Origin of the sequence: Streptomyces sp. NBC_00557 (assembly GCF_036345995.1) — a bacterium.
Classification (GTDB): Bacteria; Actinomycetota; Actinomycetes; order Streptomycetales; family Streptomycetaceae; genus Streptomyces.
Genome location: NZ_CP107796.1, coordinates 3,017,258 through 3,039,601 on the forward strand (window position 1 = coordinate 3,017,258; position 22,344 = coordinate 3,039,601).

The following is a 22,344-nucleotide window of genomic DNA, read 5'->3' on the forward strand; positions in this document are numbered from 1 at the left end:
CGTCCCGGACGGAACGCCGTCCTGGAGTGCATGCGGGACGGTCAAGTCGGCGGGGGGTTTCCGGTTCTCGTTCAACCCCGGCACGGAAGGCCGGTCGTCCTCATGGGCTACCCGCGCCTGGTGGAGAAGGACCACAGCTGCTTCCCCGGCGCCTACGAGACCGTCGAGAACGACTGGGTGCGCGCCGACGCTCGTGCTGGCGCCGATCCCCCTCTCGGCGGCGCACGCGACGGCCGGCTGGTGGGCCGTCGCCCTCGCGGGCGGAGCCTGGTCGTACGCGTTGGCGCTCGCCGCGTGGAGCCGCTACCGGATCCCGGCGCTCGCGGCCTCAGCCGGACTGCTGCTCGCCTCCATGGTCGCCCTCTACGGCTGACGGCTCGCTCTGGCTCGCGGCCACCTCCTCGGAGTACACGCGCAGATACCCCACCACCGTGTTCGTCACCGCCACCAGCGGTACGGCGACCACCGCGCCGCCGATGCCGGCCACCATGCCGCCGGCCGCGACCGTGAGGACGACCGCCAGCGGGTGGACGCGGACGGCGCGGCCCAGGATGAACGGCTGCAGCACATGGCCCTCGATCTGCTGGACCGCGAGGACGACGACCAGGGTCATGACGGCCGTGAAGACGCCCTGGGTCACCAGCGCCACCATCACCGCGAGCGCGCCGGAGGCGACCGCGCCGACGAGCGGGATGAAGGAGAACAGGAAGATGAACACGGCCAGCGGGACGGCCATCGGCACATCGAGGAAGTAGATGCCGATGCCGATGAAGATGGCGTCGATCAGGGCGACCAGGACCGTGCCGCGGACGTAGGCGGTCAGCGTGCTCCAGGCGCGCGGGCCGGCGCCGGCCACGCCCGGGCGGGCCGCGGCGGGCACCAGTTTCAGGAACCACTCCCAGATGCGCCTGCCGTCGTAGAGCAGGAACAACGTCGAGAAGAACACCAGCAGGATGCTGGTGAGGGCCTCGATGATGACCTGAACGCCCTCCAGGCCCGCGGAGGTGATCTGGTCGGTGTTGGCGCCGATCGCCTCGCGCAGGTTCTTCGCGATCTGGTTGATCTGCTTGTCGGTGACGTGGAAGGGGCTCTTCAGCAGCCAGTCGCGCAGGTCGTCGATGCCGGACTGGATCTGGTTGGAGAGCGTGTCGATGTTCTCCATGACCTGCCAGGTCACGAACCAGCCCATCAGCCCTATGACCACGAACCCGCTGATCGCGGTGAGCGCGGTGGCCGGGCCGCGCGGCACCCCGCGGCGGGTGAGCCGGGCGACCGTCGGCTGCAGCAGCGCGGTGACGAGCAGGGCGATGACGAAGGCGAACACCACCAGCTGAACCGCGCTGATGATCCGCATCAGGACCCAGAGGGTGCCGGCGAGGACCAGCAGCCGCCACCCGGCCTCGGCCGCGACCCGCACCCCCCAGGGCACGGCCTCGGCGGGGTCGGGGCGGGGCCCGGCCGGCGGCGCGGGCCGGCGGACGGGCGGTACGACGGCCTCGGCGGCGTCCGGGGCGGCGGACCGCGGCGCGGGCTGCGGGGCGTCCGAGGGGTCCGGGGCCGGTGCGTGCTCTCGCTCCACCTCCGCGCGCCGCTCGTTCAGGCGCTCGCTGATCCTGGTGAGACCGGCTCCCAGCTTGCCGAGCCACCCTGGCACTCGCGACATGATCCGTCCTCTTCCCCCGCGTCCCCGCGTGCTCGCCACCACTCCTCCCCCTGGAGGCATCCGGTACGACCGTACAGCGCGAAAGCCCCTCCCCTGAGGACGGGGAGGGGCTGCGCGAGGTTGAGAGGGCGGCCTAGTACCAGTGGTTGGCCTGCCAGAACGACCAGGCGCCACAGGGGCTGTGGTACCGCTCGTTCATGTAGTTGAGGCCCCATTTGATCTGGGTTGCCGGGTTGGTCCGCCAGTCGGCGCCCGCGGAGGCGTACTTACCGGCGGGCAGGGCCTGGAAGAGGCCGTAGGCACCGGAGGAGGCGTTCGTCGCCTGGTAGTTCCAGCTGGACTCGTGGTCCACGATGTTGCTGAAGCACTGGAACTGGTCCGCCGCCACCATCTGGCGCGCGATCGCCTGGATCTGCGCGACGGTGTAGCTGCTCTGGACCGGGAAGCTGGAGGAGGCGCGGGCGCTGTCGCGGCTGGCCGCCGCCTTCGCAGCGGCGCGCTCCTTGGCCTCCTTGGCCGCCTTCTCGGCCGCCGCCTTCTTGGCGATGGCGGTCTCGGCGGCGGCCTTGCGGGCCGCTTCCTCGGCGTCCTTCTTGGCGTTGGTGTCCGCGGCGATGGCCTGGGCGTCGGCCTGCTGCGTCAGCGACGCGGACTGCACCTGGGCCTGCTGGCCCGCGGGTATGTCCGCGAGGAGCGTGGTGTCGGCGGCCGTCGGCTCGGCGTCGTTGTTCTGCGCGACGCTGCCCGAGGCAACTCCGACGACGCTTCCGACGGCGGTGACCGCGGTGGCCGAGGCCACTGCGAATCCCCGGACCGAAATCCGGCTCACACGGTTTCCTTCCAGCATCGCCCGCTTCGGTGACCCTGGCGGACGCAATCGTGCCCCTGACACTGGCCTCCCAACTGCGGGGTCACGGGAGGCACGGGCCCGGTGGGCAACTCCCCCTGCGGGGAGCGGCCGCGTGGTGCGCGGGCGGCATACGACGAACTCTATGAAGTTGATGCTTCTGTGGTGCTGTACCGCTGGGGGTACAGATGTGTCGTATGCGGGGCCTGACAGGACTGAGACTCTGCCGTAACCGGACGCCGGGAGGCAATTCCGTGTTGCGTGTGAAAGCTCACATCCCGTTTGGCCCAGGGGATTTCCGAAAAGCTCCACATACCGAGGCGCCGCCCGGCTAGGCTCTGGGGCTTTGCCGGACGGCGCCAATTGCCGTGCGAGGAGGGTCAGATGTGGCCGTCCTCCAGCATTTCGGTCACAAGCGCCGCGATCTGGGACCTCTCGGACCGGGTCAGCGTGACGTGCGCGAAGAGCGGGTGTCCCTTCAGCTTCTCCACCACGGCGACGACGCCGTCGTAGCGGCCGACGCGCAGATTGTCCCGCTGCGCCACGTCATGGGTGAGAACGACCCGTGAATTGGCGCCGATCCGGGACAGAACGGTCAGCAGGACGTTCCGTTCCAGCGACTGCGCCTCGTCCACGATCACGAAGGCGTCGTGCAGCGAGCGGCCCCGGATGTGGGTGAGCGGGAGGACCTCCAGCATCCCGCGCGCGGTGACCTCCTCGATGACCTCGCGGCTGGTGACCGCGGACAGCGTGTCGAAGACGGCCTGCGCCCACGGACTCATCTTCTCCGCCTCGCTGCCCGGCAGATAGCCCAACTCCTGCCCGCCGACCGCGTACAGCGGCCGGAACACCATCACCTTCTGGTGCTGGCGGCGCTCCAGGACCGCCTCCAGGCCGGCGCACAGCGCCAGCGCCGACTTGCCGGTGCCGGCCCGGCCGCCCATCGAGACGATCCCGACGTCCGGGTCGAGCAGCAGGTCGAGCGCGATGCGCTGCTCGGCGCTGCGGCCCTTGATGCCGAACGCCTCCCGGTCGCCGCGCACCAGGCGGACGTTGCCCTCCGCCGTGATGCGACCGAGTGCCTTGCCGCGCTCGGAGTGGATGGTCAGGCCGGTGTGGACGGGCAGTTCGGCGGCCTCGGGGACGTACAGGTGCCCTTCCTCGAAGAGGATGTCCACCTGCTCGCCGGAGAGCGTCAGTTCGGACATTCCGGTCCAGCCGGAGTTCTCCGTGATGGCGAGTTCGGCGCGGTACTCCTCGGCGAGGAGTCCGACGGAGGACGCCTTGATCCGCAGGGGCAGGTCCTTCGAGACGACCGTGACGTCGTACCCCTCGGCCTGCAGGTTGCGGGCGACCGCGAGGATGCGCGAGTCGTTGTCCCCCAGGCGGTAGCCGGTGGGCAGCACGCTGGGGTCCGAGTGGTTGAGCTCGACACGGACGGTCCCGCCCAGTTCCCCGATCGGGATGGGGGCATCGAGGCGACCGTTCTTCACCCGGTAGTCGTCCAGCAGGCGCAGGGCCTGGCGGGCGAAGTAGCCGAGCTCGGGATGGTGCCGCTTGGCCTCCAGTTCCGTGACCACCACGATGGGGAGCACGACCTCGTGCTCGTCGAAGCGGGTCAGGGCGTTCGGGTCGGCCAGCAGGACGCTGGTGTCGAGAACGTAGGTGCGCCGGTCTGGCTTGTGGCGCTTTGTGCTGGTCACCACGGAAGGACGTACCCCCTCGGATGAGGTCGGGGAGCGACGAGAAAGAGCTGGACCGGTCGACGGCCGCCCTGCGCGGGCCGCGAACCGGCCCCCTGCCTCTTCGTCCGTGCCGTGACCGCACGATCGGGCTGGTGCAAAGGGCCTCCCGGGCGGACGGCCCCGTGCCGCCCGCTGAGATCCGACACCCGTGGTTCGGGTGTCGACCTGACTGGCTTATGCCCTCGAACATGCACCGCCATGCAAAAGCGGCCACCGGCGTGCCGGTGAACTCCTGGTTACGTCCGCGAGTATCCGGGTATGCGAAAGCCCCGCCGGAGCGGTAGCCGGCGGGGCACGGGGTGCGGTTCAGCCGCCGTACCGGCGGTGACGTGCGGCGTAGTCGCGCAGGGCGCGCAGGAAGTCGACCTTGCGGAACGCGGGCCAGAAGACCTCGCAGAAGTAGTACTCGGAGTGCGCGGTCTGCCACAGCATGAAACCGGACAGCCGCTGCTCGCCGCTGGTGCGGATGACCAGGTCGGGGTCGGGCTGGTCGCCGGTGTAGAGATGACGGCCGATCATGTCGATGTCGACGGACTCGGCCAGGTCCTCCATGGTGACGCCCTTGTCGTGGGCGTCGAGCAGCATGGACCGCACGGCGTCGGCGATCTCCTGCCGCCCGCCGTACCCGATCGCGACATTGACGAGTATGCCGTCGATGTGGGCGGTGGCCTCCTCGGCCTCCTTCAGGGTGCGCTGCATCCCGGCCGGCAGCAGGTCCATGGTGCCGACGTGGTGCACGCGCCAGCGGCCGTCGGCGGCGAGCGTGCGCACGACGTCCTCGATGATGCCGAGCAGCGGGACGAGCTCCTCCTGCGGCCGGTCGAAGTTGTCCGTGGACAGCAGCCACAGGGTGACGACCTCGACGTCGGTCTCGGTGCACCAGCCGAGGAACTCCTCGATCTTGTCCGCTCCGGCACGGTGGCCGTGGACGGTGGTGGAACCGGACGCCTTCGCCCAGCGGCGGTTGCCGTCCATGATGACGCCGATGTGCTTGGGCACCTGAGTGTGGTCCAGGTGGCCCTCCACCCGGCGTGCGTAGAGCCTGACGAGCAGGCTGCGCAGGTTGTCGCGCAGGTTCACGGGGCCCTCCGGGGGTTTGGCGGCGGGATGGGGGGTGCGGTGGGTGCCGGAGCCGTTGAGCCTACCCCCGCCGCGGGCTCGGCTCTGGCTCGGGGTTTGGGCCTGGGGGTCGGGGACTTGACCCCTTCGACTGGGACGCCGGACCGGGGCCCGGAGGTTCCCGCCGGTTTCCCGCCGCGGCGGTGCCGCCGGGCGGGCCTGGCGGGCGGTGCCGCCGGGCGGGCCTGGCGGGCGGGCCTGCCGCCGGGCGGGCCTGGCGGGCGGTGCCGCCGAACGGGCCTGCCAGACGGCCTGCCGGACGGCGCCGCCGAAGGGGCCCCGCCGAACGGGCCCCGCCGATGGCCGGGACGAACCGGCCCCACCGATGGCTGGGACGAAAAACGGGCCGGTCCGTGGGGGGGAGACGGACCGGCCCGAGGGGGGGTTTCCACCATAACCCTTCGTGAGGGATGGTGGGTGCATCGACGGCAGACAACTACGCTCCGCAGTCACCCGGCAACGCCCCGATGGGCGCGGAAGGCAGGATTCAGGGGCGTCTCATGGCCGATTCACAGCGGATTCTCAGGCAGAACCAGCCAGATTCGGCCCGATTCAGAGGAATCCGAAAGTTTTGCGCCGTCTTGCGGACGTGTCGGCGCGTCGCCCCGGTGTCCCCCGGATGGGCTAACCGGTCAGCGAACGGTGACTTGACGGTTCCACCGCAGGGGCAGTGCAAGATCGTTCGGCTTCACGGCACCGCGCAGCCCCCTCCACTGCGCGGTACCGGCCGCGCGGGTTTGCCGACGCGAATTACCTTGGTCTGAACTTATGTGACGACTGAGGCCGCTGTGAACCTCAGCGGATAACGATGTGGACACCGTCGGCACGGCGGGCGCCCCTGCGGGCGGCCCTACGGGGGTCCGTCAGGGGGCGGCTTACGGAGGCGTGAGCGGGTCGGCCTGCGGAGCTGTGAGCGACGGGGCCTGCCGAGCCGTCAGCGGGGAGGCTTGCGGATGTCGAAGAGGTGCCGGGTGCTGTGCGCCACGAACGGGCCTTCCTTCTCGATCCGCTCGTGCAGCGCGCGCAGGCGGGGCTCGTACGCCTCCACCGTGAAGCCCGGGACCATCCACACCACCTTGCACAGGAAGTGGACGACGGCGGCGATGTCGTGGAACTCCATCCGCAGCCGCTCCGCGCGCAGCCCGGCCACCTCCAGGCCGGCCGCCTCGGCCCCGGCCCGCTCGCGCTCGGGATCCCGGCCCGAGCGTACGTCCTCGGGCAGCGGCCCGAGGAAGAACTCCACCAGTTCGACGACGCTGGCGGGCCCGACATGCTGGGCGAAGTACGTGCCGCCCGGTCGCAGCACCCGGGCGATCTCGTCCCAGTACGGCCGCACCGGGTGCCGGCTGAGCACCAGGCCGAACGTCTCGTCGGCGAACGGCAGCGGCGCGTCGTCCGGGGCGGCGACCACCACGACCCCGCGCGGCCGCAGCAGCGCGGTCGCCTTGGCCACGTTCGGCGGCCAGCCCTCCGTGGCGGCGGCCAGCACCGGCCGGGCCGGGGCCGCGGTGGCCAGGACGAAGTCGAGCACCTCGCCGCCGCCGGTCTGGATGTCCAGCATGGCCTCGGCGCCGGCTACCCGCTCCCCCGCCGAGACGGCGTACCCCCACGAGGGCCGCTCCTCGCTGGCCCGCCCCTCGAACCAGGAGAAGTCCCACCCCTCGGTCGGCACGGCCGCGCCCTCGGCCACGAGTTCGTCGAACGAACGGTTTTCCGCCATGCCCGCCATGGTCCCAGGGCGCCGTCCGCACGGCCTGCTATTTTCCGCCCGCATGACGACACCAACGCCGACGTACCTCGCCGGAGAGAAGCAGACCCTGCACACGAGCCTGGACCGGCACCGCGACGCCGTGCTCTGGAAACTGGACGGCCTCGACGACGAGCAGCTGCGCCGGCCGATGACCCCGAGCGGCACCAGCCTGCTCGGGCTGGTGAAGCACCTGGCCTCCGTCGAGTACGGCTGGTTCGTGGAGACCTTCGGCGGCGAACCCGAGCCGCTGTGGTTCGACCCGCACGACGACATGCTGGTCACCCCCGAGGACACGACCGACCGGATCGTCGCCCTCTACGGCCGCGCCCGCGCCGCCGCCGACACCGTCATCACCCGGCTGCCCCTGGACGCCCAGGGCAGCCCGTCCTGGCGCGACATCACGGTCAGCCTCCGCTGGACCCTGGTCCACATGATCGAGGAAACCGCCCGGCACGCCGGCCACATGGACATCCTGCGCGAACTGACCGACGGGGCGACCGGCGACCACCCGCCTGTCATGAGCTCGGGCTGACCACGATCGAGGTCATGCGGTGCCCTTCGGCCCGCCGAGCACCAGCAGGATGTGCTCGTCGGTACCGTGCCGTACGGTGCCGGCGTGCTCGAAGCCGTGCCTCTCCAGCAGGCGGACCGAGGCCGTGTTCGTGTGGAAGGGGTCGGCGTACAGCGGGCGTACGCGTTCCAGCCGGAGGAACATGCCGAGCGCACGGGTGCCGACGCCGCGCCCCCAGTACGGCCGCCCGAGCCAGTAGCCCACGTACCGGCGCCCGTCGTCCGCCGTCCAGGACACGACGTGCCCCGCCGCCTCGCCGTCCACGGTGACGGTCCGCACGAGGCAGTCGGGATCGCCGAGGACGCGTGTGCGCCAGTGCGTGAGGAAGGCGTCCCGCGGCCGGGGGGTGAATCTCGACCGCCGGACGGCTTCCGGGTCGTGCTCGTAGGCGAGGAAGACGTACAGGTCGTCGTCCGTGACGCCACGGAGGCCCACGTCACCGTGCTCGTCACGCTCGCCGGCGACGGGATGGGTCTCGGGATCGGCCATGGCGTCGGTCATGGGGTCGGTCATGAGAGGGAGTGTGACAGCCGCCACTGACAACGCCCCGCCCCTCTCAGCTCAGCAGGGGGCGTACCTCTTCGGCCGCGAACCGCACGAACCCCTCAGGGTCGGGCTCGTCACCCGTCGGCTGCAGCACGACCGTGTCGGCGCCGGCCCCGGCAAGCCGTCGTACGGCCGCGGCCACGGCGTCCGCGTCACCGGCCACACCGACATCCGTGGCCGGCTCCAGCCCCTCGGCGGCGAGTTCGGTCCGCAGCCTGGCCTCGGCGTCATCGCCCGTGGCGGCGAGCAGATAGACGACGACCTGGTGACGCTCGCCGCGCCCCGCCTCCTTCTGCCCCTCCTCGATGAGCCGCCGGGCCCGCCGCACGTCGTCCGGGGAGCTGGCTGCCGTGAGGACCGTGCCGTCCGCCTTGGCGCCGGAGAGCCGGAGCGTACGCGGCCCGGTGGCACCGGCGAGGACGGACACCGGCCGCTCCGGCGCCCAGTCCAGCCCGACGTCGTCCAGGGACACATACCGCCCCCGCACGGTGAGCCGTTCGCCGGCCAACAGGGCGCGCAGGGCGTCGAGATGCTCGCCCAGGAGCGCCAGCGGCGAGGCGGGACGGGCGCCGACCTGCCCCATCCAGTCCTGCACCCCGTGCCCGACCACGACGGTCGCACGCCCCGGGAACATGCGGTGCAGGGATGCGGCCTCCATCGCGGTGAGCGCCACGTTCCTGAGCGGCACCGGCAACAGCCCGACCCCGACCCGCACCCGCTCGGTCCAGGCCAGCGCCGCGGCAGCGGTCGAGATCCCGCCCTCCCGGAAGCAGTCCTCCCACAACCACAGTTCCTCGAGCCCCGCTTCGTCCGCCACACGAGCCACCGCCTTCAGCCGCTCGGGCGGAAGCTGGGGGCGAAAGACGACACCGAGTCCAGTCATGGGTTCTTCGTAGTCGGCGAGGACAGGCAGGACAACTCCTTATACGGCCTTCCACGGCCCGTTCCGGCCTGTTGCAGCCCTTGACGGTCCTTTGCGGCCGCCGGTGACCGGCGTTCCCCGCGCCCCCACGGGTACAGTCACCGGGGAGGTGGCCTGCGTATGGCGCGGTGGCGGGACGGGCGGGGCCGGCTGGTCGTGCACGGCAGCGGGGGCGGGGCCGCGGTCTCCGTCCCCCTGGAGATCGCGACCTCCTACCGGGCCCGCACGAAAGGGCTGTTGGGCCGCGACTCGATCGAGGGCGCCCTGCTCCTGTCCCCCGCCAACGCGGTACACACCTTCCGCATGCGCATCCCCATCGACGTCGCCTACCTCGACCGCACCCTCACCGTCATCGCCGTCCACACGATGAAACCGAACCGCCTGGGCCTGCCCCGCCTGCGGTCCCGGCATGTACTGGAGGCGGAGGCGGGGGTTATGGCGGGGTGGGGGCTGGGGGAGGGCGTTCGCGTCACTGTGGTGACTGATTGAGGCCTCCGCCGAGGGCACCGGCCCGCGCCAGGTCCACCCCACGCCGAGAACAGCGTTCTGGAGGGGCTCCGTCATCTCCCGCTTCTCGAAACAGAGAGGTGTGCGTTGTTGTTCGGCGAACCGGCGCCACGGTGGAAGAACTTTGCCATCGGCCCGTATGCTCCGCCGACTAATCAGTGCAGTGCAAATTCTTTGTTTGGCGAGGAACGAAGTCGTTGACGAAGCGGAGAAGTTTCTTGTAGCCCGAGGGAGTATCCTCGACGCGGTCGCCCCAGAAGTCCACCACAACGGACACGTATGCAGTCCTCGTCTTACACGTTGCCTCGACCACGGCGCGGTCACTTCCGATCGACGCGTGCCCTGGGAACGCCACTTTGCGCTGAGCACCGTACTTGTACGGCGACGCCACCTTGTTCCAGTCGGTCGGGTCGGGCGCTCGATCCCATCGGTTCACAGAGACAGACAGGACGCCACGCCCGTCTACGCTCAGGTCACACTGCGCTCCGGGATGCGATTGGAAGGGCGTGTATTTCTGCGTCAGGTCGTCTCCGTTCGGAACCAGTGGCGCGAGGACCGATTTATCAACGGTAACGTGGCAGAAATCGCCCGGAATACTGGGTTGCGCTTTACTGCAGCCCGTCAGAGCGAATGCAAAAACTCCACAAAAAGCCACATGCACACTGCGCCACGCTTTCACCATCAGTGAATACCCGCCATCCCACGGAACTGGGCGCCGCCATCATTGGCCCAGCCTTCGATTTGCTTGTAGACACCGTCGTCGGATGAATACCCCGGGTGGCTGGACGCCCAGCCGGAGTTAACCGAGTACCACTGATCGGCGATGGAGTTGAGCTGGTTCCGCCGCAGGTAGTAGGTCTGCTGGCTGTCACTCGTCAGCTTGTCGGCCTGATGTTTTTGCTCATCCATGATCCAGGCACTGGTGAGCACGTCCGCTCCACGCTGAGCCGCGTCTCCGTAAACCGGGATGAAGTTCAGCGCCCCACCCAAAGCGTGGTAGCTCCACGCCTTGTCCCATGTGTAGTCGTGTTGAGCGTCCTTGAGTGCGGCATAGCGGGCATCCTCCATGAATCCGACGGCGTATCCGGCCGAGCTGAGGGTGTCCTCCGGCCGTCGCGAGCGGTCGTGGATGTCATCCATGATGGCGTAGTTCATCCCCTCATGAAGCAGACCATAGGAGTGCTGGCTCCGGGAGATCTGCTTGGTCATTTCCATGACCTGTTTCTGATCCAACGTGGGGCCGACATCAGGATGGCGCCTGCCGCTCGGGTCGCTCATTGCCACATAGGTCTCGTGACCGTGATTGGCCAAAATTTTCGCCATGTCGTCGCGCAAGGACGCCGGCATGTCGTCTCCCTGCTTGGACAGGATGTCCAGCGCGTGCACGAACACCCTGTTGTTGACGTCCGTGTGCGGTGTCGGTGCCTCCGGGCGGGAGCCGTGCGGATCGATACCTGTGGCCGCCGCAGTCAGGGCATCACCCAGTCCCCGGCGATCGTCCGCGTCCTGCACATCGGCTGAGTCGATTTCGCGGTTTCCCTGCCAGTCAGTGGTGTTGACGACCTTCCAGTCTCGGTCTTTGAGGAGGTAGTGGAGACGGTCGTCAGATCCGCCCGCGTGCGGGTCGAGATAAGCGGCGGCTGCCTCCGGGTCGTGGCTCATGATGCCCAGGGCACCGTCCACGGGGTCGTCGGCGAACCAGCCGTCGCCAGTCTTGCTGCTGAAACTGCCGTAGAGGTCCCAGATATTCGGATGGTCTTTCTCTGCGGCGATCGCGCCGTCGGTGACGTCGGAGAGGAACTGCGGGGAGTAGCCGTGTCCCTGCTGCATCAGCGTCACCAGGCTCTGGTAGCCGCGCACCTGCTGGCCGTGCCCCTTGGTGACCATCTCCATCTTTTCGCCGGCGACCTTGAGGGCGTACTTGTCGGTGCCGTGTTCCCTCAGGTCGTTGCCGAGCTTGATGTAGAACTGGGCGTCGTCGGTCGTCAGCCAGTTGTCGAAGGCCTCGTTGTACCCCTTCGACCCGAAGGGCAGGCGTTTGCCGCTGGTGTCCCGGAAGTCCGGGACCTGGGTGGCGGTTGCCAGCGAGTCGGCCATGCCTCCGTTGATCTGCAGATAGGCGTTCTTGTCCTTGGTGTCGTCGAAGTACGCCAGGTCGTTGATCTTGTTGGTGAGTTTGAGGGTCTTGTCCGCACCGAGGGAGCTGAGGAGGGTCTGGCTGAAGACCCTGTCATGGGAGTTGTCGCGCATCAGGCGCTGCCACTCCTTCAGGTCGTCGCCTTCCAGCTTGCCGCCGTTCAGGATCCGGTCGGCATACTGCTTGGCCTCACGGGCCTCGTACACCTCGATGTCACCAACAGCGGAGCCGTTGAAGGTGTGGATCATCCCGTTGACGGGGTCCAGCGCGCGCTGGATCCAGCTCTTGATGCCGGCTGCCTCGTGGAGCGCGAGCTTGAGCCCTGATCGGCGTCATCCACCTTCTGTACGGCGTCCTTGATCTTCTTCGTCCAGGCCGCTTCGGCGTCCTTCGCCTGGGACACGTACTTGGGGTAGTCCTCGTCGTGCCGCATCGGGGTGAGTTTGCTGAAGTCATAGACCGCCTCGCCCTGGCTGTTGACGGTCATGTGGTCCGCCTTCACCTGCTCGACGACGTCTTTCACGTGGCCGATCAGTGCGGACAGCTGCTGATGGGCATCCCGAAGGATCGAGGCGATGGCGCGGGCTTCTGTCTGGGCGTCCATGAACTGCCGGCGAGTGGCCGCCAACTGTGCGGCCATGGCCGTGGCAGTGAGACCTGCCGTGTCCTCGGTCGCGGCCGACTCCACCTTCGCGGCATAGAGGGTCTCCAGCTCCCCGAAGCCGCCGGCCATATCCTCCCAGTCGGTTGCCGCCGTCAACAGAGTGCCGAGTCTGGCCGTCACTACGTCCTGATAGCTGAGCATGCCCATCCTTCCCCCAGCCCCCGTTTCCCCGATGTCCTAGACCTTGCGCCCTGGGACGTGCGGCCCCGCATCGATCTGCGCCGTCCGACTACCGACGTCGTAATCGACGTACTGGAGATACTGATGGCTACCCTCCAGCGCCGCCTGGTCCTGGGCCAAGCGCGCCTTCAGGTTCTTGACCTGCAACTGCCACTCCGCATGGGCGTCCTTGAGCCCGGCACCGGTCTCCCAGCCGCTGAGCTCCCGCACAGCCGCGGAGGTGGACTCGTCGGCGTGGCTGCCGGCCTTGTCCGTGTCCTGCGGTATCTCACCCTGCAAGGCCTTGACTGCAGCGCCCTTCCCCGCCTTGTTCGTCTTCAGGTCAGGCGCGCTCGAAGCGCCGGTGCCCGCCGTGCTGTCCAGCCGCATCGCGTTCTGCCGACGGGCCAGCGCGTCGGCCTTCAACTGCTCCCACTCGTCCCACCCCATCTCAGAACCTTCCCCCGTAGTTGCTGTCTCCGTACCACGGGGTCTGCCCCGGCGCCGGCGGCACGGTTCCGTGTGCCGGGGCAGGCGTCGCTGCACGTCGGCGCCTGCGTACCGCCCCGGCGGCGACGGCCCCACCGGCAACCACGACAACTCCGGTGCCGCCCAGGATCCATGGCAGTGCGGAGCCGCCGCTCTTGGATGCGGATGCTGCCGGCGCCGGGCTGCTGTCGCCCTTGGTGGATGTCGTGGCCGACCCATCGGGTGTCTTGGATGCCGCTTGCTTGAAGTCAGGCAGCGGGTAGACGTCGGCCGGACCGGGGTCACCGGGCTGGGTCAGCGCGATGCGGGGGCGGACGGCGCCGTAGCCGAGGAAGTCGGTGCGCGCCTTGCCGCTTGTCGGCTTGCTCGCCGTGTTGAGCATGACGCGCAGGACCTGGTTGTTGGTCCAGTTGGGGTGCTTGGACCAGATGAGGGCGGCGGAGGCGGAGGCGAGGGCGGTGGCGTCGCTGGTGCCGTGTGAATTGCAGAGTTCCGTACCGCCGAGGCAGGCTGCGATGATGTCCTGGCCCGGCGCGACCAGATCGACCTGAGGTCCGTGCTCGGACTCCTTCGTCGCCTTGACGTTTTTGTCGATCGCTCCGACGCCCACCGCACCAGGAGTAGCCGCCGGATAGTTCACCTCGTTGAGCCCATCGCCATAGTTGCCCACACCAGCGAAGATCAGCTTTCCCTTGGACAGTGCATAGGCGACGGCGTCCGTCAGTTCCTTGGAGTTCGCGGTGCTTCCCTGGGAGATGCTGATGATCTGAGCATCTGAATCGGCCGCGAACCGGATGGCCTTGGCCATGTAGGCGGGGAAATCGTCCGGGTTACCGTCGGCGCGGCTTTGCTCGATGAAGTCCGGGATGCGGATCGGCATGATCTTCGCCCCTGGGGCCAGGCCATAGGATCCGGTGGCGGGGCCACGGGCGCCAGTCCCCGCAATCAGGACGGCCATGGTGGTGCCGTGGCCGTCGTAGTCAGTGCGTTCGTTCCCGGGATACCTGGAATAGTTCTTGCCGGGCACGATCTGGCCCCGCAGGTCAGGGATGTCAGCCTGGACCCCGGTGTCGATCACCGCGACCGTGATGCCCTTGCCTGTGCTGGTCTTCCACATCTCATCGGCATGCATGGCATCGAGGTACCACTGCCGCTCGCGGACGGTGTCCGCGAGCGCAGGAGTAACAGCAATGCTCGCCAGCAAGGCCCCCGCGGCTGCGGACACGGCCCGGCTGTGCCATCTGGCCCGTCCGCTGCGGCTGCGTGTGGTCATCCTTCTCGTCCTAGGTCTCCATCGGGCCCTTTGGGCAGGGGCGGTGGGAGCGGTCGGTTCATCTTCTCCTCTGCCTGGTGCTCCCTGTCTTCAGCCTGGACGGTCTCGCTGCTGCCGACGCGCCTGGCGCGAGCGGAGCGGTCGTCACGCTTCCCGGCGGAGGTGGAAGCACCGCGCGGTCGTCCACCACCGCGCGGCAGCGGCTCCTCGGCTGCTTCGCTTACGGACCGTACGTCCCGGGAGGTGGTCCCTGCCCGCCCACGCTCGCGAGATGGTCTGGGCTTCCCACCGAGGATGCCGTTGGACGTGGCAGGCATGCGCCCCCTCGGTGCGCCCTCGCGGTTCACCGCGGAGTTCCCGCCGCGGGATGACGTCGTCCTTGCAGTAGCGCTTCCAGGCACGGCGCCACGGCCCCTTGGGGGCTGCTGCTGGTTCGGAGCGCTGCCCACGACGTTGCCTCGCGGAATCGCACCAGCGGGCCGTCCCGTCGACGGTGAGACCGGGCGGCCGCCTGTGATGCCGTTGGTGCCTCGGGCGGGGGCAGGGCTGAGCGGCCCGCTCTCGGGGGCGGGCTCGCTCCCCCTCACTCCCGGGCCGAACGGCCCGCTTCTCGGAGTGCCCGGGCTCCCAGGGGTGCCAGGGCCCGAGGGCGTGGGCACTGAGCCCCGGCCCGTGTACACGGGGCGCTCGCCGCCTCCCCGAACACCCGGTGGCAGCGTTGTGCCAGCACCGAACGAGGGTGGGAGTACGCCTGTCGGCGACGGTGTCCTCACGTCCGGGCCGCCCGGCCCAGTTGTCGGCACTGAGTGGGCGGAGGGCAGTGTCGGGGCAGGCGGAAGAGTTCCTGTGCTGTCGATCACCGTGTTCGGCACGTCAATGCGCGTGTTCGGCGGCACGTGATGGGGGACATCGACGTGGTCGTTCAGGCGATGCGCCGTGGACGACTCAGGCACCGGGCCGATCCCGCCGGAACGGTAGCTTACGGGGCTCTCGTAGCTGTGCGGCTTCGCTCCGCTAACCGTCGCTGGTCCTGGGCTTTGGCGTGTGGTCGGGGCGGAGACGTGCGTCGTATCGGCGAACTTGGTCGGTACGAACTGTTTGGGCAGCTCCGGAAACTTCGGCGCCTCCAGCGAGTTGATCTGCTCCGTCGACGCCGTGTACGACTGGGCAAGCTTCATCATCAGCCCGCCGGCCTCTGCACGGGCGTTGGCGTACTGGGTCCTGGCCTTCGTCACCGCGGAGTCCGACGGGCCGCCGTCGTGATTGCCGACGTCCGTCGCCTTGGCCGCATGCGCGTCAAGCACCGAGCGCGCGCCGGCGCTCTGGTTCCGCAGCTTCTCAAGCTGCGGCTTGACCTCGTGCAAGGTGTCCGCCGCGTGGCCCAGCCATTTGCCCGCGTTCTCGCTGTAATCGCCCAGACTCAGTGTGGTCTTCGCTGTTTGGTGGCACCAGGACCGGAACGCCTCGCCACCCGCTCCTTCCCACTGGACCGCCATGCTGTGGGTCAGCAGGTCACCGCCGATCTCCTTGATCGTCTTGGCGGCCTCCGTCAGCAGCTCACCGAGTCCGCTGACCGTCGGTCCGTCGGCCGGCTCGACCATGGCCCACAACTGCTCGGGGTCTTGGACCAGGAACCGCTCCTGCTTGATCGTCTCCCACATGCGGCCGGCGAAGTCAGACATGGAGCCACACCGCCTTCCCTGCCGGGACCATTCCGTCGCACTGCCGCATCGCCACGGACCTCACAGGCCACCCGCCTGCGAGTCCTGCGCTGCGCCGTGCGCGCCGTTGCCTGCTCCGTGCGTCCCGCCGGCATGTCCCGCCGATCCGGGCCGGGCCTGTTCAGCAGCGAGCTTGTCGGCCTCGACACGGATGCGGTGCAGGCGGTCCCGTACGTCGGAGTCGAGATTGTGGTAGTTGGCCTTCGACGCGTCGACCGTGACCATCAGCCCCTCGATCTGCAGCGCCAGCATCTTGGACAGGTTCTCCAACTGCGCATGCACCTGGGTGTAGGCGCCGTGAAGTGCGTGGGCTTCGTCGAAGTCGCCCAGCCGTCCCGTCGGCATCGTGCCGTCCGCGATCCGGTGCGGCGCGGCCTTGGACTTCTCCAACCGGGCCAGGAGGTCGTTCACCCGGTTCCTGAAGGCCGTCAACGTCTCGACCTCGACGCGCAGTTGCTGGGCCATGACGGCACCGACACCTGCGATCGGCCCGATACCGGACGCCGCCATCGCCGTAGCGGCCGCTTGCACCGCAGCGGCAGTCGCCTGCGGATCCCCCGTTCCCCCGGTCACTCCGCTCCCCCTATGCAGTCAGCACTTCGACACTTGCCGACAGTGCCGGTGATCTCTCCGTCCGTAACAGAAGCAACTCCAGCACGATAGCCGTGACCTTGAGGCCGCACGTAATCAGGGCAGTCCTGCGGAGTGCAGTTGGCCGGAATGTAGTGCCAAGTTCAGGTCCCTACCGGACCCATTGACGTCACCGCGACAGAGATCGCTGCGCAGAGCCGGTCCCGCGAGACCTCCCCTGAGTGCGCGGAAGGAGGGGGTTGAGTACGCCTACTCATGCCGGCGTCGGTGAGCGGGCAGCACGATGCCGTTCATGACAGCGAAGCACATCCGCATCGCATGGCGTCCGGTGATCACCGGTGCGGCGGCAGTGGGGCTGACCATGCTCGGGATCGTGGGATTCCTGCGGCTGTGGGACGGCAAGCCGTATCCGGTGGCGGACCCGGCGACCACGGCCACTCGGCTGGACGGTCACACCCAGGCCATGTACGACGCACTCGACCTGCCAACGGCCGAACTCGGCACCGCCGGAGGGTTCGAAGCCGACGGGTACGGCTGCCAGTACAGGGGGTTGAAGCATCTGTCGGAACAACTGGCCGATTCTCCGGGGAGCCCTCCCGGCGTGGTCAAGGTCCGCGCCGGATGGTCGCTCAAGGGAGTCTCACGTGCCGAGGCCGTTTCGGCGATGCATCGCGCGCGCCGGGAACTGACACGGCGCGGCTGGGAGGTCGCCGACTACGAGAACTCACGCTTCCGGCTGTGGCTCAGCATGAAGCCCACGGACAGCGGCGACAGGGTCACCGTCGAGGCGTACCCTGCCGGGCGCCTCGACGTCGAGGCACACACCGAGGACTGCGTCCGGTACCCCTCGGGCACTCCCCTGGACGGCCCGGACGAGCCCACCCTGCCGGACCCGGTGGCGCCGGTGCAGCTCCACAAGTGAGAGGCCGCCGGCGTGGGTTGTGCTGCGGATGCTGTCGGGCAAGTGGCATCAGCGGCTCGGGCGCGTGGCGCGACTCGGAGGGGGGTCAACAGGCTGCGGCGCTGCGCGAGAGAGACACCCGTCCGATGGGGCACACCCTCCTTCCACACGGTCAGCGATTCAGGTCCATGACGCCGACTCCGAGCCTGGCATAGGCTTCCGGCGCGACGGTGGCCACCAGCGCCCCGTCCGGGAGCATGAGATTAGGTCGCGCCACGTGCACGGCCGCCGCGACGCCGGAAGCCACACCGCCTCCAAGCAGCTCCGCGACGGTCGCTGCCATCGCGAAGTCGTCGTCGACGACGTGAATCACGTCCAGCAGCACGCCCACGTGGGCAACGATGCCTGGGCGCTCACGCTCCGCCTCGACGGGGCACAGGATCGGCGCCCACAGACGGACGTCGTCGCTGGATGCAGCGGCGTGGATGAGCCCGGACACCTGTTTGTTGCCGCCCATCACCAGCAGTGTGGGACTGTCGAGGACATAGTGTTCGATCCGGTTCAACGGGACGACTCCGCCTCCGCGAGTGCGGCCCGGTGAGCAGCGGTGGCTTCCCGCATTTTGCGCCGCATCTCGGCGGATTCCTCATCCGTCACGTCATGCCCGAACCGCTCGGCGAGCAGGGCGCGGGTGCGATCGGCCCGTGCCTTGATCTGCTCAGGAGTCAGTGTCTGAGTTGCTATTTCCCGCATGAGGGCACGCAGACTGGTGCCCCGTGCCTCCGCCACGGCGGCGAGCTGGTCACGGACTTCGGCGGGGACACGGATCATGACATCGGCCATGCCGCCGGTATACGTCACGTATACGCCGAACGCCGCGCTGATTGGCCATCCGGCATCAGGGTCGCCCAGGTCTTGTCCAGGACGGCCTGTACGGCGTTGGCGCGCGCCGCCCGGACAGACGTCGACATAGGCAGCGGAGCCGAGTCCAGGCCGCCTGGGCCTGCCTCGCCTGCGGTCGCGCCCATGCGCTGGAGGGGCGGGACGGGGGTCATAGCAGGGTGGGGCAGGTGGGCGTCGAGATGGATTGAGCATCGTGCAGGCGCCCCGCGTCAGTACTCCTTGCCGAGGTCTGTGCCTTTGGGGGCACGGAAGCAGGCGGAGACGACGGTGACCTCGATCCTGGGGTTTGATTCGTGAGAGTGAGTTGGAGTGGACACCACAAGCACCGCGTTCATCGAGTAAGGCTCGTTCCTTGAGTCGGCTGTGAGTTCAAGGACCTTGGCCTTGCTGCTATTCGGGCCGTAATCCACAATTTTCCAGCCGCGCTGGGGAAGATGCTTACGCAAGCGCTCGAATCCCTGCTTCAGTTTACCTTCGGACACCTGGTAGATCGACCACGGGTGGCGCATACGGTAGAAGTGATCGGGATCATTGTCGCAAAGGGAAACACCGGCGCCCCCTTCTGTTACTTTCCCTTCCTTGATTCCGATCATGTCGAGGATCAGGCTGGAGAGATGATTGGTCTGCGCCCTGGCCTTTTCCACGGCCAGAATCGTCGGCTTAGGACCGTTTTCGGCACCGGCCCCATCATTGTTGTTCACGTTTTTGGAGCATCCCGTCAGGAGGAGGGGCACGGCAATGGCCGTTGCGGCGAAAGAGCGTCGACGCCGTCGGGCCAGCTTCCTACTCGGGTTCACTTTTCTTCCTTAACTAGGTCGTACTGACCTACGACTACCCGCGCCTGATTCTTCAAGGACATCGACCCCTCATCCCAGTAACCGCTGTGCCCGCTCGTATCCACATCCATCCGGTGTCCCCCAAACGCCTCGTCGGACGGAATCGTGGTGATGTAACCGGCGTTGTAGGGAACCCCGTGGTAGTGCTGCACGCCCCACTTCTCCCCGCCCAGGAACTGGCGGCCGATGTAGGGCACCGGGTCGTCGCGGGCTGCCTCGGACCAGAGGTGGTCGCTGCCTACGCCCAGATCGCTCGCGTCGCCCACCAGCATGCCCGGGCTGCCGGCGACCACGATGTCGTGGGCGGCGATGTGGTGTTCCTTGGTGGCCGCACCGACGACGGTGGTGCCGTAGCTGTGGGCGATGACCGTCGTATGGCTCGACGACGTGCAGACGTGCGAGCCGCTGCGGGCGGTCTGCAGTCCCTCCAGGAAGGTGTTGAGTTTGGGCGCCGAGTCGTGGGCGTAGCTCGGTGAAGGGGAATCGGTGAGGATGTTCTGCGGGGCGTCGTAGCCGATCCAGGTGATGGTGGATGTCGTCTTGTCGGGGGCCTGCGCGTGGGCCTCCTGCCAGGTGTCCGTCATCCGCTTGATGTCACCGCCGGCATTCGCCAGCCGCGCGCCTGTCCCCGGCACGTACACGGCCGTGTTGTCCGCCGTGTCCGGGTTGCCGTTGGCGATGACCGCGTGTCCGAGGCCCTTGGTGTCGAAGCTCAGGAGGTACGCCTGCGGTAGGCCGGGCTTGCCGTTCGGGCCGGGTACGCCGCTCGCGTCCAGCCGGGCCTGGATGTCGTTCATGCCCTTGAGCATGTCCCGCACCCGCGCGCCGCCGGCTCTCTGCCACTGCTGCCAGGCCGGGTTGACGACGGCGGCGGGAGTGTCGCCGCCCTGGACGTACTGCGGTGGCTCGGGGCCGAGTCGCTCGTACTCCTGCGTGAGCTGTGCCCGGGTTTCAGCCAGCACGATGCGGTTGGAGGTGTCGCGCACCTCGGACGGCAGGCCGTCGAGCGCGCCGACAGTGGCGGGAAAGAGGGTCGCGTACTCGTCGCGCTGCTCGTCGGTGAGGCTGTCCCACCACTTCCTGTTCTCGGCGGGAGACTTTCCGCGGGGGATCTTCCTCTCGTCGAGGTGACCGGCGACGGTCTTCCGCACGGTCCGCATGTCCTCGGCCGCGTCGATCAGCATGTCGTCGGTGACGTCCAGCCCGGCCGGGGCTTTGAGCTTGCGGAGCACGGACGCATAGCGCGCGTCGATCTCGCTCGCCTCTCGCACCGCGCCGGCGATGCGTTCGGCGACGTCCTCGGCCATGGCCTTGTTCGGATTGCCGCCGCCTTCGCCGTCGCCCGGCAGACAGGGGACGGACGCGCCCGCTCGCGCCGTACCACCGCCCGCGCCCGGCGCCAACGGCATGAGAGGTTCTGCCGACGACTTTCCTGGAGGGTGCGTCCCGGGAGGGACCGGTGCCAGGGTGCCGTCTTTCGAGACAGGTGGCGGGTATGTCACCGAACCGTCGCCGTTCACCGTGAACTTGAGCGCCTCGGCGTCTTCCAGGGCCTGCTTCAGCTTGCGCTGAGGTCCTTCCAGGTCAGCGGCGAGGGACTCCAGCGTCGTCCGGATCAGCCCGCACTCGCTGTGGATGTACTGGTAGTTACGGCTGAGGCGGTCCAGTTCGCCGGCTGCCCGGGTGGCCGTCTCCCCCTTCTGGGTGGAACGGACCGGAATCGTCATCTCCCGGTCGGTGCGGAGCCGGGCGGCGTCCGCGCGGTGACTCACCTTGCCCCAGCCGCCGGCGGCGTCGCGGTACTGGGACAGCTTCAGGTCACGAAGGTGCTGCCATGTGGACACCGGCCTCACCGGGCCCAGTTCGGGGTGCTGCCGACGGGAACACCGCCCACGCGGCCCGCGACGTGATGGTCCACCTCGCCGAAGTGCTTCCCGGTCGCGGCCAGGGTTTCGCGCAGCCGACCGCACTCGTCCCGGACGGCGGTGAGCCGAGCCTCCCAGGTGGCGCGCACCTCGTTCAGCGCGGCCGGACACTCGAAGCCCACGGCTCCGGCCGCCGTGCCGATGCCGGTCTCCCTGAGGTCGGACAGACCGTTGCCGGTGTCGGAGTGCAGTCCGTCCGCCACGCGCGCCGCGCTGGTCCAGGGTGTCTTGCTGATCCGCAGGTCGGCATCCCGGCTGCCGCCCGCGCCGTTCACGCTCGCCGGTTGCGGGCGGGTGGGCGCGGTCTTGCCGGTGCGGGGCGGCACACCCACGGCCCTGTCCCAGTCAAATCCCACGCGCCGGCCCTTCCCCCATCATGCGCGGTACCTCCCCGCGTCTCTCCTGCGCTGTCGAGTCGGAGTTCAGTGCGCTGCCGCACTGCTGCGCCGACCGAGGAGGACATTAGCTACTTTCTGTGATCGACCGTTCCGTATCAGTCATCACCCCTGTCTGGGTGTTCGCCGCCAGATCGCGCAGTCGCCAGTCGGCTGAGGGGCGCATGGTCGGAGCAGGAACGATTCCTGCATGGCGGCTGCCGCGCGGCATCAATTGGCCAAAAAGCGACTAGATCTGGCGCGCATCCCGCCGAACAGCCAACGGCGGCCGAGAACGGGACCGTCCTGCCGGAACCGTCCTTCCGGAACATGCCACCTCGAACTGCGGCGGCTCTGGGAGTCGCTGAGCCCCCGAGGCCCGAGACCTGAGGCGAACTGTGGCTCCGGCACAAGGACGATCTGGCGACTTCCTCCGCGGCCACGTCACGCAGCGCGGTGGTGTCGTGCATCATCCTGTGCGCGTCCAGATCGAGAGTCGTCCAGCGCGGCGGAGGTAGTCGTCCATGTTCCGTGGGGCATCCGTGTACGGTGCAGCACTACGGCCTCTGCGTCGGGGCACCGGGTCGGGGTCGCTTCCGGCCCCCGTCGATCCCGGACGAGACGGCACGCGTACGGACATCGGTCGCAACGGGGACGCCCGGTGAGGTACGCGCGCACGGGCAGGTCCGTGCTCCTGGGTG

22 protein-coding genes are annotated in these 22,344 nt (G+C 68.7%); 5 read left to right on the forward strand and 17 right to left on the reverse strand.

Translation table 11 applies throughout. The features are described from left to right. Positions 1-193 precede the first annotated feature (193 nt). Complete coding sequence (locus OG956_RS12560; protein WP_330338052.1) at positions 194-373, forward strand: hypothetical protein; 180 nt, start codon at positions 194-196, stop codon at positions 371-373. Here OG956_RS12560 and OG956_RS12565 read toward each other — a convergent pair. The 5 genes from OG956_RS12565 to OG956_RS12585 all read right to left on the reverse strand — a co-directional run bounded on the left by OG956_RS12565 (position 329) and on the right by OG956_RS12585 (position 7,094). After that, positions 329-1,663: an AI-2E family transporter gene (locus tag OG956_RS12565; RefSeq protein ID WP_330338053.1), complete on the reverse strand. Its 1,335-nt coding sequence runs from the start codon at positions 1,661-1,663 to the stop codon at positions 329-331. The genes OG956_RS12560 and OG956_RS12565 overlap by 45 nt on opposite strands. 133 nt (positions 1,664-1,796) lie before the next feature. Continuing rightward, the gene (locus OG956_RS12570) at positions 1,797-2,492 is read right to left on the reverse strand and encodes a transglycosylase SLT domain-containing protein (RefSeq protein ID WP_330338054.1); all 696 of its coding nucleotides are present in this window, start codon (positions 2,490-2,492) and stop codon (positions 1,797-1,799) included. A 398-nt stretch (positions 2,493-2,890) separates the two neighbouring features. Beyond that, positions 2,891-4,216 (reverse strand): PhoH family protein, encoded by a 1,326-nt coding sequence (locus OG956_RS12575; protein WP_330338055.1) that lies wholly within the window; start codon positions 4,214-4,216, stop codon positions 2,891-2,893. 345 nt (positions 4,217-4,561) lie between these two features. Beyond that, complete coding sequence (locus tag OG956_RS12580) at positions 4,562-5,335, reverse strand: isoprenyl transferase (protein WP_330338056.1); 774 nt, start codon at positions 5,333-5,335, stop codon at positions 4,562-4,564. Between the two features lie 973 nt (positions 5,336-6,308). Further along, a complete protein-coding gene (locus tag OG956_RS12585) occupies positions 6,309-7,094 on the reverse strand; it encodes a methyltransferase domain-containing protein (RefSeq protein WP_330338057.1) in 786 nt (261 codons plus the stop codon). A 52-nt stretch (positions 7,095-7,146) separates the two neighbouring features. On the opposite strand from OG956_RS12585, the gene OG956_RS12590 reads away from it, so the two are divergent. Next, entirely contained in the window at positions 7,147-7,656 is a 510-nt protein-coding gene (locus OG956_RS12590) for a DinB family protein (RefSeq protein ID WP_330338058.1), read from the forward strand. Between the two features lie 12 nt (positions 7,657-7,668). On the opposite strand, the gene OG956_RS12595 is transcribed toward OG956_RS12590, so the two are convergent. Further along, positions 7,669-8,184 carry a GNAT family N-acetyltransferase gene (locus tag OG956_RS12595; RefSeq protein ID WP_330342819.1) on the reverse strand — a complete coding sequence of 172 codons (516 nt, stop codon included), beginning with the start codon at positions 8,182-8,184 and terminating at the stop codon, positions 7,669-7,671. Between the two features lie 67 nt (positions 8,185-8,251). Next, positions 8,252-9,124 carry an LLM class flavin-dependent oxidoreductase gene (locus OG956_RS12600; protein WP_330338059.1) on the reverse strand — a complete coding sequence of 291 codons (873 nt, stop codon included), beginning with the start codon at positions 9,122-9,124 and terminating at the stop codon, positions 8,252-8,254. Between the two features lie 159 nt (positions 9,125-9,283). Between OG956_RS12600 and OG956_RS12605 the strand changes: the two genes are divergently transcribed. Beyond that, entirely contained in the window at positions 9,284-9,652 is a 369-nt protein-coding gene (locus OG956_RS12605) for a DUF192 domain-containing protein (protein WP_330338060.1), read from the forward strand. 699 nt (positions 9,653-10,351) lie between these two features. Here OG956_RS12605 and OG956_RS12610 read toward each other — a convergent pair. The 4 genes from OG956_RS12610 to mycP are packed head-to-tail and all read right to left on the reverse strand — an operon-like array spanning position 10,352 to position 14,344. Then, positions 10,352-12,055: a hypothetical protein gene (locus OG956_RS12610; RefSeq protein WP_330338061.1), complete on the reverse strand. Its 1,704-nt coding sequence runs from the start codon at positions 12,053-12,055 to the stop codon at positions 10,352-10,354. Further along, complete coding sequence (locus tag OG956_RS12615) at positions 12,052-12,612, reverse strand: hypothetical protein (protein WP_330338062.1); 561 nt, start codon at positions 12,610-12,612, stop codon at positions 12,052-12,054. The genes OG956_RS12610 and OG956_RS12615 overlap by 4 nt, the downstream gene beginning before the upstream one ends. Positions 12,613-12,648: 36 nt before the next feature. Then, on the reverse strand, positions 12,649-13,080 hold the full coding sequence (locus OG956_RS12620; protein WP_330338063.1) for a hypothetical protein: 432 nt from the start codon (positions 13,078-13,080) through the stop codon (positions 12,649-12,651). Position 13,081: 1 nt separating this feature from the next. Then, positions 13,082-14,344 carry a type VII secretion-associated serine protease mycosin gene (gene mycP, locus OG956_RS12625; protein ID WP_330338064.1) on the reverse strand — a complete coding sequence of 421 codons (1,263 nt, stop codon included), beginning with the start codon at positions 14,342-14,344 and terminating at the stop codon, positions 13,082-13,084. 1,146 nt (positions 14,345-15,490) lie between these two features. Here mycP and OG956_RS12630 point away from each other — a divergent pair. Further along, positions 15,491-15,655 (forward strand): hypothetical protein, encoded by a 165-nt coding sequence (locus OG956_RS12630; protein WP_330338065.1) that lies wholly within the window; start codon positions 15,491-15,493, stop codon positions 15,653-15,655. A gap of 479 nt (positions 15,656-16,134) precedes the next feature. On the opposite strand, the gene OG956_RS12635 is transcribed toward OG956_RS12630, so the two are convergent. Then, the gene (locus OG956_RS12635) at positions 16,135-16,578 is read right to left on the reverse strand and encodes a hypothetical protein (protein ID WP_330338066.1); all 444 of its coding nucleotides are present in this window, start codon (positions 16,576-16,578) and stop codon (positions 16,135-16,137) included. A gap of 418 nt (positions 16,579-16,996) precedes the next feature. On the opposite strand from OG956_RS12635, the gene OG956_RS12640 reads away from it, so the two are divergent. Beyond that, positions 16,997-17,626: a hypothetical protein gene (locus tag OG956_RS12640; RefSeq protein ID WP_330338067.1), complete on the forward strand. Its 630-nt coding sequence runs from the start codon at positions 16,997-16,999 to the stop codon at positions 17,624-17,626. 151 nt (positions 17,627-17,777) lie between these two features. On the opposite strand, the gene OG956_RS12645 is transcribed toward OG956_RS12640, so the two are convergent. From OG956_RS12645 to OG956_RS12665, 5 genes are all read right to left on the reverse strand, one after another. After that, a complete protein-coding gene (locus OG956_RS12645) occupies positions 17,778-18,170 on the reverse strand; it encodes a hypothetical protein (protein ID WP_330338068.1) in 393 nt (130 codons plus the stop codon). Continuing rightward, on the reverse strand, positions 18,167-18,448 hold the full coding sequence (locus OG956_RS12650; RefSeq protein WP_330338069.1) for an Arc family DNA-binding protein: 282 nt from the start codon (positions 18,446-18,448) through the stop codon (positions 18,167-18,169). The genes OG956_RS12645 and OG956_RS12650 overlap by 4 nt, the downstream gene beginning before the upstream one ends. 269 nt (positions 18,449-18,717) lie before the next feature. Further along, positions 18,718-19,209 carry a hypothetical protein gene (locus tag OG956_RS12655; protein ID WP_330338070.1) on the reverse strand — a complete coding sequence of 164 codons (492 nt, stop codon included), beginning with the start codon at positions 19,207-19,209 and terminating at the stop codon, positions 18,718-18,720. Positions 19,210-19,301: 92 nt separating this feature from the next. Next, on the reverse strand, positions 19,302-21,188 hold the full coding sequence (locus tag OG956_RS12660; protein ID WP_330338071.1) for an alpha/beta hydrolase: 1,887 nt from the start codon (positions 21,186-21,188) through the stop codon (positions 19,302-19,304). A gap of 5 nt (positions 21,189-21,193) precedes the next feature. Then, positions 21,194-21,625, reverse strand: coding sequence for a hypothetical protein (locus tag OG956_RS12665; RefSeq protein WP_330338072.1), 432 nt, complete (start codon positions 21,623-21,625; stop codon positions 21,194-21,196). Positions 21,626-22,344 lie beyond the last annotated feature (719 nt).